We start from the raw sequence: 12992 nt of genomic DNA, 5'->3' as shown, positions 1-12992 counted from the left end.
CGGCTCAACATCAGTGCAAAAACAACGGCCGATGTATTGTGAAAAATGCTTATGAATAATCTGAGAAAGACATTAGTAAAAGTTTTACTAAAATAAATCGGTGAAAACGTTTTACCTTAACTTGGTCACGTTTTAAATGACTAATGTTGAGCAAGATGTGATCAGCGTAAAGGAATGAGATCTAGATTGTTTTGGAAAGTAAAAACAGTAAAAATTCGGTAGAAAATAAAAGAAGAAATAAAAAAGCACTGAAAATTCAGTGCTTTATTTGAACAGTTTTGAGGGTGTTTTTATCGAGTTGTGCCGCGTAGCTTGAGCTTGCTTGGAACGTACACTTGAAGGGGCAGTGCGCGTCCGTCACGGTATTTTTCTACTAACAAGTTCACGCCTTGAATCCCCATCATTTCAGAATGAATACGAACGGTAGATAGAGGTGGGAAGGTAAAGCGTGCGGTAGGAATGTCGTTCACGCTGATCAGCGCAATATCATCAGGAATGTTTAAACCAAACTCATGCACTGCTCGTAACACACCAATCGCAATGGAGTCCGAAGCAATGAACATCGCTTTTGGGAAATCGCCTTTGGCCAGCATCTCTTTCGCTAAGTCATAACCGGACAAGCTAGAGAAATCGCCACGATAAATGTCGTCTTCAGAAACCACACCTTTTAGACTGCCGTAGTCCACAAACGCATTTTCACGAATGTCTGCGGTGTTGGGCTCGTCTTGTCCACCAATAAATCCGATGCGCTCGTAGCCTTGTTGTACAAAGAAATCAACCACTTGCTTGCTGATTCTTACAAGGTCGATATCAACGCAATCGTAAGGACTAGTTGGATCTGAAAAGTCAATGTAACAGATGCTATCGGCTAGGCGTTTAGGTAACTTATTGACCACCTTTTGGTCGACTTTCCCGATTAAAAGGACACCCGTGATCTTTTGCGTTTCAACATCAACTTCGCTGTTGTAGCAATTGGTTAGCGTAATGCCGAGTTTGTCGCACTGAGTTTCAATCCCATGACGAATCGACAAGTAGTACGGGTCATTCACTTCTGCTTCTTGTTTGTAATTGTACAAGGCCAAAAAGTGATGTTTTTGCTTGGCTTCTTTGGTGGCTTTCTTCGAGCTGCTGGTGCGGTACTCCAGCTTTTCTGCGATTTCTAAAATGCGGCGTTTGGTTTCTTCTTTAACGCTCAACGTCGGATCGTCATTCAAAACTCGCGATACGGTTGCAAGTGAGACGTCCGCTTCAGTGGCGATATCTTTTAGTGTTGCCATGTACATTTCCCGTTGGCATTGCTCACAGTCCAAGTGAGAACTCAATAATCTGGCTATTGTAAACAGCTACTTAGGGATGCACAAACTTTTAGTAAAATCGTGCGATCCACGAAAGAGAGCGGTATCTACTCGACTCATCTTCACTGCTCATCATCTTCCTGGTTTAATTTAACTAAAGACTGCATCTAAAATAAGGCTTTTTTGTAATTTTGTGGAAACGTTTACATAATTTGAATTCGATCACGGATCTGGATCGAGATTGGTTGCTAGACTTTTAGCCAGTTAAGAAATGGGCGTACCGATTCGATGCAATGGCGATTGGCTTTTAGCGCATCAGAGTGAGGTATGAACAGAAAGCAGCAAACGTGGAGAAGCAAAAAGTGAAAGTTCTTGTCACAGGCGGTATGGGATACATCGGTAATCACACTTGCGTTCAGATGATTGAAGCGGGAATGGAACCTATCATCGTTGATAACTTGTGTAACGCCAAACTGGAAGTGTTAAACCGTATTGAAGCGCTGACAGGCAAACAGCCTGCGTTCCACCAAGGTGACATCCGTGACGAAGCATTTTTGGATACGGTGTTCGCGCAGCACGACATCCAAGCCGTGATCCACTTTGCTGGCCTCAAAGCGGTTGGCGAATCGGTGGCAAAACCACTTGAGTACTACGACAACAACGTCAATGGCTCATTGGTGTTAGCGCGCAGTATGCGTAAAGCGGGCGTGAAAAGCATCGTATTCAGTTCATCGGCAACGGTTTACGGTGACCCTGAAATAGTGCCGATTACGGAAGATTCACCAACAGGTGCAACCACCAATCCATACGGACGCAGCAAATATATGGTGGAGCAGTGTTTAAGCGATCTGTTCCATGCTGAAAACGACTGGAGCATCACCTTACTGCGTTACTTCAACCCAGTTGGCGCGCACCCATCGGGCTGCATGGGGGAAGACCCACAAGGCATTCCCAATAACCTGATGCCATTTATCGCCCAAGTCGCTGTTGGCCGCCGAGAAAAACTCGCGGTATTCGGTAGCGACTACCCAACACCTGATGGCACTGGCGTGCGCGATTACATCCATGTGATGGATCTGGCCGACGGCCATATTGCGGCTTTGAAAACGGTGGGTGAGAAATCGGGTTTGCACATTTACAACTTAGGTACGGGTAAAGGCTCGAGCGTACTTGAGATGGTGGATGCGTTCGCGACCGCTTGCGGTAAACCTGTGCTTTACGACTTATGCCCGCGTCGTCCTGGGGATATTGCTGAATGTTGGGCAAGCACGGAAAAAGCTGAGCGTGAACTAGGCTGGAAAGCAACACGCACGGTGGCTGAAATGACCGCCGATACGTGGCACTGGCAGTCAAAAAATCCCAATGGTTATTCCCCTGCGTAGTTTACGTCGCCGCGTTGCTATCTGCGCTTCTCACGGTTTGGGAAGCTGAGTTTGAAGAATTTTAAAGAGTTGAGTAAGTAACATGTCGAATGTCGAATTTAACCCAGTGGATCATCCACACCGCCGTTACAACCCCCTGACTGGGCAATGGATTTTGGTTTCACCTCACCGTGCAAAACGCCCTTGGAGCGGCGCAGATGAAAAGCCCGCATTGGATGAGCTACCAAGTTATGACGGTAAATGTTTCCTTTGTCCAACCAACGAACGTATCTCTGGCGATGTTAATCCAGATTACCAAGGCACCTATGTGTTCAATAACGATTTTGCTGCGCTGATGGTGGATTCACCAGATGCACCGGAGTCAAACAACCCGCTATTCAAAACGCAAGGCGTGCGTGGTTTGAGCCGAGTGATTTGCTTCTCGCCAGATCACAGCAAAACCTTACCGGAGCTGCCAGTGGATAAAATTCGTGGCGTGATAGAGACCTGGAACGAACAAATTGAAGAGCTCGGCAAGGAATACGTTTGGGTTCAGGCGTTCGAAAACAAAGGCGAAACCATGGGCTGTTCTCAGCCTCATCCGCACGGTCAAATCTGGGCGAACAGCTTCTTACCAAATGAAATCGAGCGTAAAGAGCACAACCTAAAAGCCTACTACCAAGAACACGGCAGCAACTTGCTGGTGGATTACGTACAAGCGGAACTCAAAGACGGTTCACGCATTGTGGTGGAAACCGAACACTGGCTGGCGGTGGTGCCTTACTGGGCTGCTTGGCCGTTCGAAACCATGTTGTTGCCGAAAACGCACATTCGTCGCATGAGCGAACTCAGCGATGAGCAACGAGACGATTTAGCGCGAGCGATTAAGAAGCTGACCAGCCGTTACGACAATTTATTCCAATGCTCTTTCCCTTACTCGATGGGCTGGCACTACGCGCCGTTTTTTGACGAAGGCACAGACATCGACCATTGGCAGCTTCATGCACTTTTTTATCCGCCACTACTGCGCAGTGCCACGGTTCGTAAGTTCATGGTGGGCTACGAAATGCTGGCAGAAAGCCAACGTGACCTCACCGCAGAGCAAGCGGCGCAACGTCTGCGTGATGTGAGTGATGTCCACTACAAAGAATGCTAAGTCTTTAAATTGGACTGATTACGAATAACGGGATAGCGCGACTTTACAGATAGAAAGTTAGGCTCAACGCGCTATCCCACACAAATTACTATTTTAAGAGAACGTCCCTATGTCTGAACTTATCCAAAATGTGAAAGCGTCATTTGAGCAAGTGTTGGGCTACGCACCTAGCCATATTATTCAAGCGCCTGGTCGTGTGAACTTGATTGGTGAGCACACCGATTACAACGATGGTTTTGTCCTACCGTGTGCCATTAACTACCAAACGGTCGTGGCGGCGGCAAAGCGTGAAGACAATATCGTGCGTGTGGTTGCGGTCGATTACGGCAACGCAGTGGACGAATTCGATATCACGCAAGCCATTACCTTCCAGCAAGACAAAATGTGGGCGAACTACATTCGCGGCGTGGTGAAGTGTCTTCTGGCGCGCGGCTACCAGTTTACTGGGGCGGATATTTCAGTCAGCGGCAACGTACCTCAAGGCGCGGGTTTGAGCTCATCGGCGGCATTGGAAGTGGTGATCGGTCAAACGTTTAAAGTGTTGTTCAATCTTGAGATCAGCCAAGCCGAAATTGCGTTAAACGGTCAGCAAGCAGAGAACGAATTCGTCGGTTGCAACTGCGGCATCATGGATCAAATGATTTCATCGGAAGGGCGTGAAAATCATGCGATGCTATTAGATTGCCGTAGCCTTGAAACGGAAGCAGTCTCTATGCCAGAAGACATGGCAGTCGTGATCATAAACTCGAATAAAAAACGTGGTTTGATCGACAGCGAATACAACACTCGTCGTCAGCAATGTGAAGAAGCGGCGCGTATTTTCGGTGTGAAAGCTTTGCGTGATGTGACGATTGAGCAGTTCAACGAGAAAGTCGCTGAGCTGGATGAAATGGTGGCCAAACGTGCCCGTCATGTCATCACAGAAAACGATCGTACGGTAGAAGCGGCGCAAGCGCTACGAGCACACGACATGAAGCGCATGGGTGAGCTGATGGCCGAGTCTCATGCCTCGATGCGCGATGATTTCGAAATTACGGTAAAAGAAATCGATACGCTGGTGGAGATAGTCAAAGAGGTGATCGGCGATCAAGGCGGCGTGCGCATGACTGGCGGTGGCTTTGGTGGTTGCATCGTGGCACTTGTACCGCCAGCACTGGTTGATGACGTGAAAGCGGAAGTTGAAGCGAAGTACCAAGCGGCTACGGGCTTAAAAGAGTCGATTTATGTTTGCCAAGCCCAAAATGGTGCGGGTTTGGTTGAAGTGCTGTAAGGAATGATGATGAAAGCCTATTTTCAACAACTAGAACAAGCGATGGCGCAAACGCCGTCGTTTGATGGCCAAACTGCGAATCTGATTCATTTGACCAACGCGAATGGTATGACGGCGTCGTTTATGGATATCGGTGCGACGTGGTTGAGTTGCACATTACCGATAAATGGTGAAAACCGTGAAGTGTTGTTGCGCTCACCAAATATGGCTGAACACATGAAGCAAGACGCTTACTTTGGTTCCATTGTTGGCCGCTTTGCTAACCGAATTGCGAAAGGGCAGTTTGAGATAGACGGAGAGAAGTATCAACTTGGTATCAATAACGGTGAAAACTCACTGCACGGTGGCTTGGAAGGGTTTGATAAACGCCGCTGGAAGGTTGAAGAGCAAAATGATCAACAGGTCACTTTTTCACTTCGCTCCCCGGACGGTGACCAAGGTTATCCGGGAAATCTCGATGTGAAGGTGACGTACACGCTCACTGATGAGAATGAATTAGCTATCGCCTATGATGCTAAGACTGACAAAACATCACCAGTGAATTTAACCAATCACGCCTACTTTAACTTGGCTGGTGAGGCGAGCCGCGCGAAAAGTTTGGATCATACTTTACAGCTTAACGCTGGGTATTACTTGCCAACGGATGCGGGGTTAATTCCTTCCGGTGAACAAAAGCCAGTTTCGGGTACCAGTTTCGACTTCACCGAGCCAAAATCGATTGGCCAAGAATTTCTTGCTGAGCAAGATCAGAAAACCGCTGGTGGCTACGATCACGCCTTTGTCTTCATGCCCGAAGTGACCGATGGCGTGTCTGTCGCTGCAGTTTTAATTGCACCAAAAGAAGATGTGGTGATGAAGGTGAAAACCACCAAGCCTGCCATCCAGTTTTATTCAGGTAATTTCTTAGCCGGTACGCCAGGTGCAAGTAAAACTTACGAACGCTATGACGGCCTAGCATTGGAAACGCAGTACTTTCCAGACGGGCCAAACAAACCAGAATGGGGACTCAACAATGGGGTGTTGATCTCTGGGGATTGCTATCAGCATCAAACTACTTATCGGTTTGAATTTTAGATAGCACTTCTGCCCTTTGAACTTGCAGCGGCAGCGATGCAACTCCAACGACTTTGGGTGTTATGGTGGGCTACATGCCCACCTTTTTTGTTTTTGATATGTATTTTTACTAGGAAGTTTAAATCACTTACCTCACTTTCGACACAATACTGGACGGTGGATGATCCCCGTAATTTCCTACTTATTACTCTTCGTTTTACCTTTATTGTTATCGTTTACATTTTTGTTGATTTTAGAGAGTTTTAATTAAATGATATTTCTCTTAATATTTGTGATCTTTAGCTCGTTATAAGGTTTTTAGCGTAATATGTATCAATATGTGTGATTTGAGTTACATTTCATTTGGGTGGTAACGTTTACACTTTGCGACGTAAACAAAACTACAGGATGAAACTGATGTCGAATATAGAACATGGTCTAAGCTTTATCGACATAATGGTCTTCGCCATTTATGTCGCAATTATCATTGGGGTAGGACTTTGGGTATCTCGTGATAAAAAAGGCACTCAGAAAAGTACGGAAGATTATTTCTTGGCGGGAAAATCTTTGCCTTGGTGGGCTGTCGGTGCTTCGCTAATTGCTGCAAATATTTCTGCGGAACAATTTATAGGAATGTCTGGTTCAGGCTATTCAATCGGCTTGGCTATCGCATCTTATGAATGGATGTCGGCAATAACATTGATTATTGTTGGTAAGTACTTTCTACCTATTTTCATTGAAAAAGGAATCTATACCATTCCCGAATTTGTTGAAAAACGCTTCAATAAAAAACTAAAAACAATTTTGGCCGTTTTTTGGATTTCCTTGTACATTTTTGTAAACCTAACTTCAGTACTGTATTTGGGTGGTTTGGCTCTCGAAACCATTTTGGGTATTCCGTTGATGTACTCAATTCTAGGTCTTGCGCTATTTGCGTTGGTGTACTCAATTTACGGTGGTTTATCGGCAGTAGTATGGACCGATGTCATCCAAGTGTTCTTCTTAGTTTTGGGTGGTTTTATGACTACCTACATGGCAGTGAGCTTTATTGGTGGTACGGACGGTTGGTTCGCTGGGTTGTCTAAAATGGTCGATGCCGCTCCAGGCCACTTTGAGATGATCTTGGATCAAAGTAATCCACAATACATGAACCTTCCTGGTATTGCCGTATTAATTGGTGGTCTTTGGGTAGCAAACTTATACTATTGGGGATTTAACCAGTACATTATTCAAAGAACGCTTGCTGCAAAATCAGTATCGGAAGCTCAGAAAGGTATTGTTTTTGCTGCATTTTTGAAACTTATCGTTCCGTTTCTCGTGGTATTGCCAGGTATTGCCGCTTACGTTATTACTTCGGACCCAAAACTAATGGCAAGCCTTGGTGATATTGCAGCAACAAACCTTCCAAGTGCTGCTCATGCGGATAAAGCATATCCTTGGTTGACTCAATTCTTGCCTGTTGGTGTTAAAGGGGTTGTTTTTGCGGCTCTTGCTGCTGCAATTGTTTCTTCACTAGCATCAATGCTTAACTCAACTGCCACTATCTTCACCATGGATATTTACAAAGAGTATATCTCCCCAGACTCCGGTGACCACAAGCTGGTGAACGTTGGGCGTACTGCGGCTGTTGCGGCATTGATTATTGCTTGCCTAATTGCCCCAATGTTAGGTGGTATTGGCCAGGCATTCCAATACATCCAAGAATATACAGGTTTAGTTAGCCCTGGCATTTTGGCTGTATTCTTACTTGGCTTATTCTGGAAGAAAACAACCAGTAAAGGGGCTATTATTGGTGTCGTAGCATCAATACCATTTGCTTTGTTCTTAAAATTTATGCCACTAGCCATGCCGTTTATGGATCAAATGCTATATACATTATTGTTTACAATTGTTGTGATCGCATTTACAAGTTTGAGCACATCAATTAATGATGATGACCCTAAAGGTATTAGTGTTACATCATCGATGTTTGTAACAGATCGAAGCTTCAATATCGCAGCTTACGGTATAATGATTGTTTTGGCAGTGTTATATACATTGTTCTGGTAAACCATTCTTTATCATACTCCGCTCTTTTATGAGCGGAGTTTTTCTAATTAAAAGAGTGTCATATGGATTCAACCTTGCTGCCAAATGTCGTTTCTTTTTTTAAAACGATAGAGCCATTTCATTTACTTCCTGACCATGTTCTTGATGCTATCGCTACGAACACGGATATTGTTTATTGGGGAAAAGGAGAGAGTATCTCCTTAGTCATTCCTGAAGAAAAAAATTTATATATTATTCGATCTGGAGTTATCGAACAGCGATTTCCTAACGGTGAATTAAGAGCTAGATTAGGCGATAATGATGTATTTGGATTTAATTTAGAACAGGATAAATATAAAGTAAAAACCATTGAAAATTGTTTAATATATAAAATTAATTATTCGTTCTTACTAAAAGAAGCTTCGAATTTTGAAAATGTTGTTAACCAGCTTGCAATCCGTGCAAGTCAACGTCTCACTTCCAGTATTGATGCACAGTATTCACAAGCAGAAAAAAGCCTGTTTTTTAAAAGGTCTAAAGATTTAGCCAATCATAATGTTGTGGTGGTGCATACAAACCAAAGTATCCAGCAAGTGGCTAAAATCATGAGTAAAAAAGGTTGCACTTGTGCCTTGGTTACCAATGACAATGCATTGATTGGAATGGTTACCGAGGCTGATATGACAAGTAGAGTGGTTGCTGAGGCGTTTAATATCTATAGACCTGTTGAGGATATTATGAACGCTCATCCTCAGAGTGTTGACCAAGATGAGCCCGTTATTTCTGCGCTCAACCTGATGATGAAACACAATATTCGTAATATCCCTGTTCTTGACAAAAATAAACAGGTTTTAGGTTTGATTAGCCCTCAAGAGTTAGTTCAGAGGCATGGCATCCAGGCTGTTTTTTTGATTGAAAAAATCAGTAAGTGTAATAGCTTAGAATCGCTTTCATTGTTAGTAAACGAACGTCAGGCAGTGTTTGAGGCGATGATAGAATCGCATTTGCCAGCCAATGTAATTGGGCAAGTTTTAATGATGATTTATGATGCCTTTACCTGTCGATTGATTAAATTAGCAGAAAAAAACGTGGGTTTACCTCCTTGTAATTATGCTTGGTTAGCGGCGGGTTCGCATGCGAGAGGAGAGGTTCACTTAGGTTCTGATCAAGATAACGCTTTAGTACTTGATGACTCAGCAACAGAAAGTGACCGAATTTATTTTCGACATTTTGCTATGTATATATGTAAAGGATTAGCGGAATGCGGGTATCCTTTGTGTAATGGGCGTTTTATGGCGGCTACACCAAAGTGGAATCAGCCATTATTCATCTGGAAGCAGCTCTACAGAAAATGGGCAAACAATCCAGAATACAATATGTTACTAAATCTTAATGTCTTTCTTGAAGTGCGCTTTATTTCCGGGGATAGGTCACTATTTGATGAACTAAATAGTGAACGCGAGCGGTGTACCAAAAATAACCCTCATTTAATCGCAGCCTTAGTTAGAAATTTAATATCACACCGTCCACCACTAGGGATATTCAATAACTTAGTGTTAGAAAACAATGGTCACAACGAAAAATCGCTGAATATTAAAAAGTCTGCGATTGGTCTGGTGGTCGATATCGCTAGAATTTATGCTCTTCATAAAGGTGGAGGTATGTTGTCTACGGAAGAAAGATTCGATTTTGCGTATGATACAGGATTGATTAATAGCACTTCACATCAAGACTTGATAGGGACTTATCGTTATGTAACGCAATTACGTTACTCACATCAGCTGCAATGCTTACAAGGTGGAAAGCCAGTAACGAATGCTATATTTCCTGAGCATTTTGGTAGCTTTGAAAGACAACACCTCAAAGATGCTTTTCGCATAATACGCGGTTATCAAGACACGTTAAAAATGAAATTTGGCTCTTAGTATGTTTGGCTACTCATTCCAGTCAATTGAACATCTAGAACACGTGCGCAGAGAACTAGAAAAATCTAGCTTGCCAGATGTATTTAACTCTATAGGAAATACGCCTCTACCTAGCGCTTTATCGGATGCTAGAGAGTTAGACACGTTAGTCTTGGACTTTGAAACGACAGGATTTAATCCTGAAGTAGATAGAGTAATCAGTATTGGATGGGTCGAAATTCGAAACAGCAATATTCGTCTAAACAGTGCACGTCATATCTTCATTAATCATGCGATTGATATTTGTCATGAGTCAGTCAAAGTTCACCATATCAGGCCTGAAACGTTGCATGTATCGGGGATTTCAGAACAAGTTGCTTTTACTCAGTTGCTGGATGTAATTGCTGGTAAAATTCTTGTTGCACATGGCTGCATTATGGAGCAGAGGTTTTTAGAGCAATACATCAAGATGAAGTACCAGAATTTGAAGTTGCCATTAATATGGTTAGATACATTAAAAATCGAGCAATATCGCACCCAACTGAGACCTACTCGGTCTGACTGGCGGTTAAGTTCAATTCGAAAGGAACTCAACCTACCAACATATCAAGCCCACAATGCACTAAATGATGCGATAGCTACTGCCGAACTATATCTAGCACAGATTAATTGCTTGTTTGGCCTTTCATCTGCGCCATTACATGTTTTAGTTAATGCTTCGCGCTAACATTTAACGCATATATATCAACAACGCTCGACAGAGTTTCTTCGTACTAAAGTTGGGCTAAAAATAATGGTTTCGTCTTCAATTTTTTCGTCACGAGATAGCGCCAAAGCCAAACGGGCGGCTCGTTCTGCCATCATCTTGATTGGGTAGCGAATAGTGGTCAGGCTAGGGTGAACAAAGCGGGCGATTAAGCCATCATCGAACCCGACCATAGAAACCTTACTTGGTACGTGAATGCCATTTTGATCTAACGCTGCGAGTGCGCCAGCGGCCATGTAGTCGTTGTAGGCCACCACTCCAGTAATCTCCAAAGATTTGGTTAACAGGTTGGTCATCGCAACTTCGCCACCATCACTGTTGGGCTCACCGTATTCGATGTAGCTTTTGGAGAGTTCAATACCATGTTCTTTCAATGCGGCTTGGTAACCTTGCAAGCGTTCATCGGTATCTTCGATATCGTGGGATGAGGCAATGCAAGCGATTTTGCGATGCCCGTGACGAATCAAATATTCTGTCGCGAGGAATGCCCCCTTGCGGTTATCAAGGGAAATACAGCGTTCAGCCAGCTCTGGGATATGACGATTGATAAGCACCATACCTTTTACTTCTTGGGCGTAGCCAATTAGATCCTCATCAGATAAGCCTTTCGAGTGGATGACTATTGCATCGCAACGGCTGTTGATCAGCAATTCTAAGGCTTGACGCTCATCTTCTGGATTATGGTAACCGTTGCCAATCAAGATATGTTTGCCATTTTCGCGCGCGACATTATCGACGGATTTGACCAGTGTGCCGAAGAAAGGATCGGACACATCACTCACCAACACACCCATGGTATTTGTGCTTTGGCTCACCAATGCACGAGCTGCGGCATTGGGTCTGTAACCCAATTTGCTCATTGCTTTGGTGACCGACTCTACCGATGATTGACTGGCTTTTGGGGACTTGTTGATCACGCGAGAAACCGTTGCGACCGAAACACCGGCTTCTTTCGCGACATCCTTGATCGTTGCCATATAGAACCTTTAGTGGCTAAAAATTTTGACTGGAAGTATTAAACACCCATTGTGTAATAAGTGCAATTTGATAGGGGATTTGCTTTCGGAAATGAGATCTTTACCACTTGTATTTATTAAGTTTACTGATAGTGTAAACGTTATCTTTTTAGTAAAACTTTACTGAGGTTTTAATTATGGAAACTATCGCTTACTCAGATTTTGCCAAACTGGAAATTCGTACCGGAAAAATCATTGAAGTGGCTCGTCATCAAAATGCAGACAAGCTGTACATTGTGCAAATTGATATTGGTGAAAAAACACTGCAAACCGTAACCAGCTTAGTACCTTATTACACCGAGGAAGAGTTGATGGGCAAACAAGTGGTCGTGTTGTGTAATCTTGCCAAAGCCAAAATGCGCGGTGAAACCTCAGAATGTATGTTGTTGTGCGCAGAAACGGATGATGAATCCGAAAGTGTGTTGCTAACTCCAGAAAGAGCGATGCCGACTGGGGTGAGAATTGTTTAATCAGTTCACTGGTCGCTCTATTGTAAAAACAGCTCTTAGTTTAGAGCTGTTTTTACAGATGGGATTGAGCTACGAATTTTGGGCAATCAGATTATCAATCAACTCGTAATGATGCTCTTGCACGCCTGCAAGGTTGCCATATTTAGGTTGGTGGCGGTCATTTTCTTTTGCGTGTTGCCAGCCAATGGTGTGACGCACAAAATGCTCTGCAAACGCATGAGATACTTCTAAGCAACCTGCTAGCACGGTATCGACATAGCTTTGCATGATTGGGCTTTTTACGCACGGTGGTAATGGCTCGTCTTTTACGTAAACCCAGATGCTATGTTCTTGGTTAAAGTTCGCGTCCGTTTCGATTTGATCTGGCTGAATTTGAATACGATGATAACCACGCTCACGGCGATCGAATTCTGCGAGAGCTTCTTCATTCACTTCGAGTAAAACGCCGTTGACCTGCCCATCGCCTTGGTTTACAACCAGAGGAGACAGAGTGTAGCTGTCATCAATCTTTCCCCAGTAGCGCACAAGTCCATGAGCAATGACGGGAATGGCTTCTCCCGTTTGTCCGGTTAACTTACGTGACGCAGAATTAATCAAACTGCCATAGCCAAATATGTACATCTTCGTTGCATCCCTTAACTGATGGTTGTGTCTCTCCCCGTTTATACCTAAC

The 12992-nt window shown here is 43.9% G+C and carries 11 protein-coding genes; 8 read left to right on the top strand and 3 right to left on the bottom strand.

Annotation, left to right across the window (positions count from 1 at the left end):
* Positions 1 to 290: 290 nt before the first annotated feature.
* Positions 291 to 1277, bottom strand: a complete 987-nt coding sequence (gene ebgR / locus LIX84_RS08320; RefSeq protein WP_226421078.1) for a transcriptional regulator EbgR — start codon at positions 1275 to 1277, stop codon at positions 291 to 293.
* A gap of 380 nt (positions 1278 to 1657) precedes the next feature.
* Between ebgR and galE the strand changes: the two genes are divergently transcribed.
* The 7 genes from galE to LIX84_RS08285 all read left to right on the top strand — a co-directional run bounded on the left by galE (position 1658) and on the right by LIX84_RS08285 (position 10794).
* Positions 1658 to 2677 carry a UDP-glucose 4-epimerase GalE gene (gene galE, locus LIX84_RS08315; RefSeq protein WP_226421152.1) on the top strand — a complete coding sequence of 340 codons (1020 nt, stop codon included), beginning with the start codon at positions 1658 to 1660 and terminating at the stop codon, positions 2675 to 2677.
* Positions 2678 to 2759: 82 nt separating this feature from the next.
* Complete coding sequence (locus LIX84_RS08310; protein WP_020841212.1) at positions 2760 to 3812, top strand: UDP-glucose--hexose-1-phosphate uridylyltransferase; 1053 nt, start codon at positions 2760 to 2762, stop codon at positions 3810 to 3812.
* Between the two features lie 109 nt (positions 3813 to 3921).
* The gene (galK, locus tag LIX84_RS08305) at positions 3922 to 5082 is read left to right on the top strand and encodes a galactokinase (protein WP_226421077.1); all 1161 of its coding nucleotides are present in this window, start codon (positions 3922 to 3924) and stop codon (positions 5080 to 5082) included.
* A 9-nt stretch (positions 5083 to 5091) separates the two neighbouring features.
* The gene (galM, locus tag LIX84_RS08300; protein ID WP_226421076.1) at positions 5092 to 6156 is read left to right on the top strand and encodes a galactose-1-epimerase; all 1065 of its coding nucleotides are present in this window, start codon (positions 5092 to 5094) and stop codon (positions 6154 to 6156) included.
* A gap of 396 nt (positions 6157 to 6552) precedes the next feature.
* Positions 6553 to 8184 carry a sodium/sugar symporter gene (locus LIX84_RS08295; RefSeq protein WP_182032784.1) on the top strand — a complete coding sequence of 544 codons (1632 nt, stop codon included), beginning with the start codon at positions 6553 to 6555 and terminating at the stop codon, positions 8182 to 8184.
* Positions 8185 to 8246: 62 nt separating this feature from the next.
* The gene (locus LIX84_RS08290) at positions 8247 to 10088 is read left to right on the top strand and encodes a DUF294 nucleotidyltransferase-like domain-containing protein (RefSeq protein ID WP_226421075.1); all 1842 of its coding nucleotides are present in this window, start codon (positions 8247 to 8249) and stop codon (positions 10086 to 10088) included.
* Positions 10089 to 10131: 43 nt separating this feature from the next.
* Positions 10132 to 10794, top strand: a complete 663-nt coding sequence (locus LIX84_RS08285) for a 3'-5' exonuclease (protein WP_226421074.1) — start codon at positions 10132 to 10134, stop codon at positions 10792 to 10794.
* 17 nt (positions 10795 to 10811) lie between these two features.
* On the opposite strand, the gene LIX84_RS08280 is transcribed toward LIX84_RS08285, so the two are convergent.
* Complete coding sequence (locus LIX84_RS08280; protein ID WP_226421073.1) at positions 10812 to 11810, bottom strand: substrate-binding domain-containing protein; 999 nt, start codon at positions 11808 to 11810, stop codon at positions 10812 to 10814.
* Between the two features lie 176 nt (positions 11811 to 11986).
* Between LIX84_RS08280 and LIX84_RS08275 the strand changes: the two genes are divergently transcribed.
* A complete protein-coding gene (locus LIX84_RS08275) occupies positions 11987 to 12319 on the top strand; it encodes a tRNA-binding protein (RefSeq protein ID WP_005494151.1) in 333 nt (110 codons plus the stop codon).
* Between the two features lie 69 nt (positions 12320 to 12388).
* On the opposite strand, the gene LIX84_RS08270 is transcribed toward LIX84_RS08275, so the two are convergent.
* A complete protein-coding gene (locus LIX84_RS08270) occupies positions 12389 to 12940 on the bottom strand; it encodes a gamma-glutamylcyclotransferase family protein (protein WP_104970888.1) in 552 nt (183 codons plus the stop codon).
* Positions 12941 to 12992 lie beyond the last annotated feature (52 nt).

The sequence above is a fragment of the Vibrio sp. E14 genome, from assembly GCF_020515785.1.
Lineage (GTDB): Bacteria > Pseudomonadota > Gammaproteobacteria > Enterobacterales > Vibrionaceae > Vibrio > Vibrio diabolicus.
This window is presented reverse-complemented; position numbering and strand designations above follow the sequence as displayed.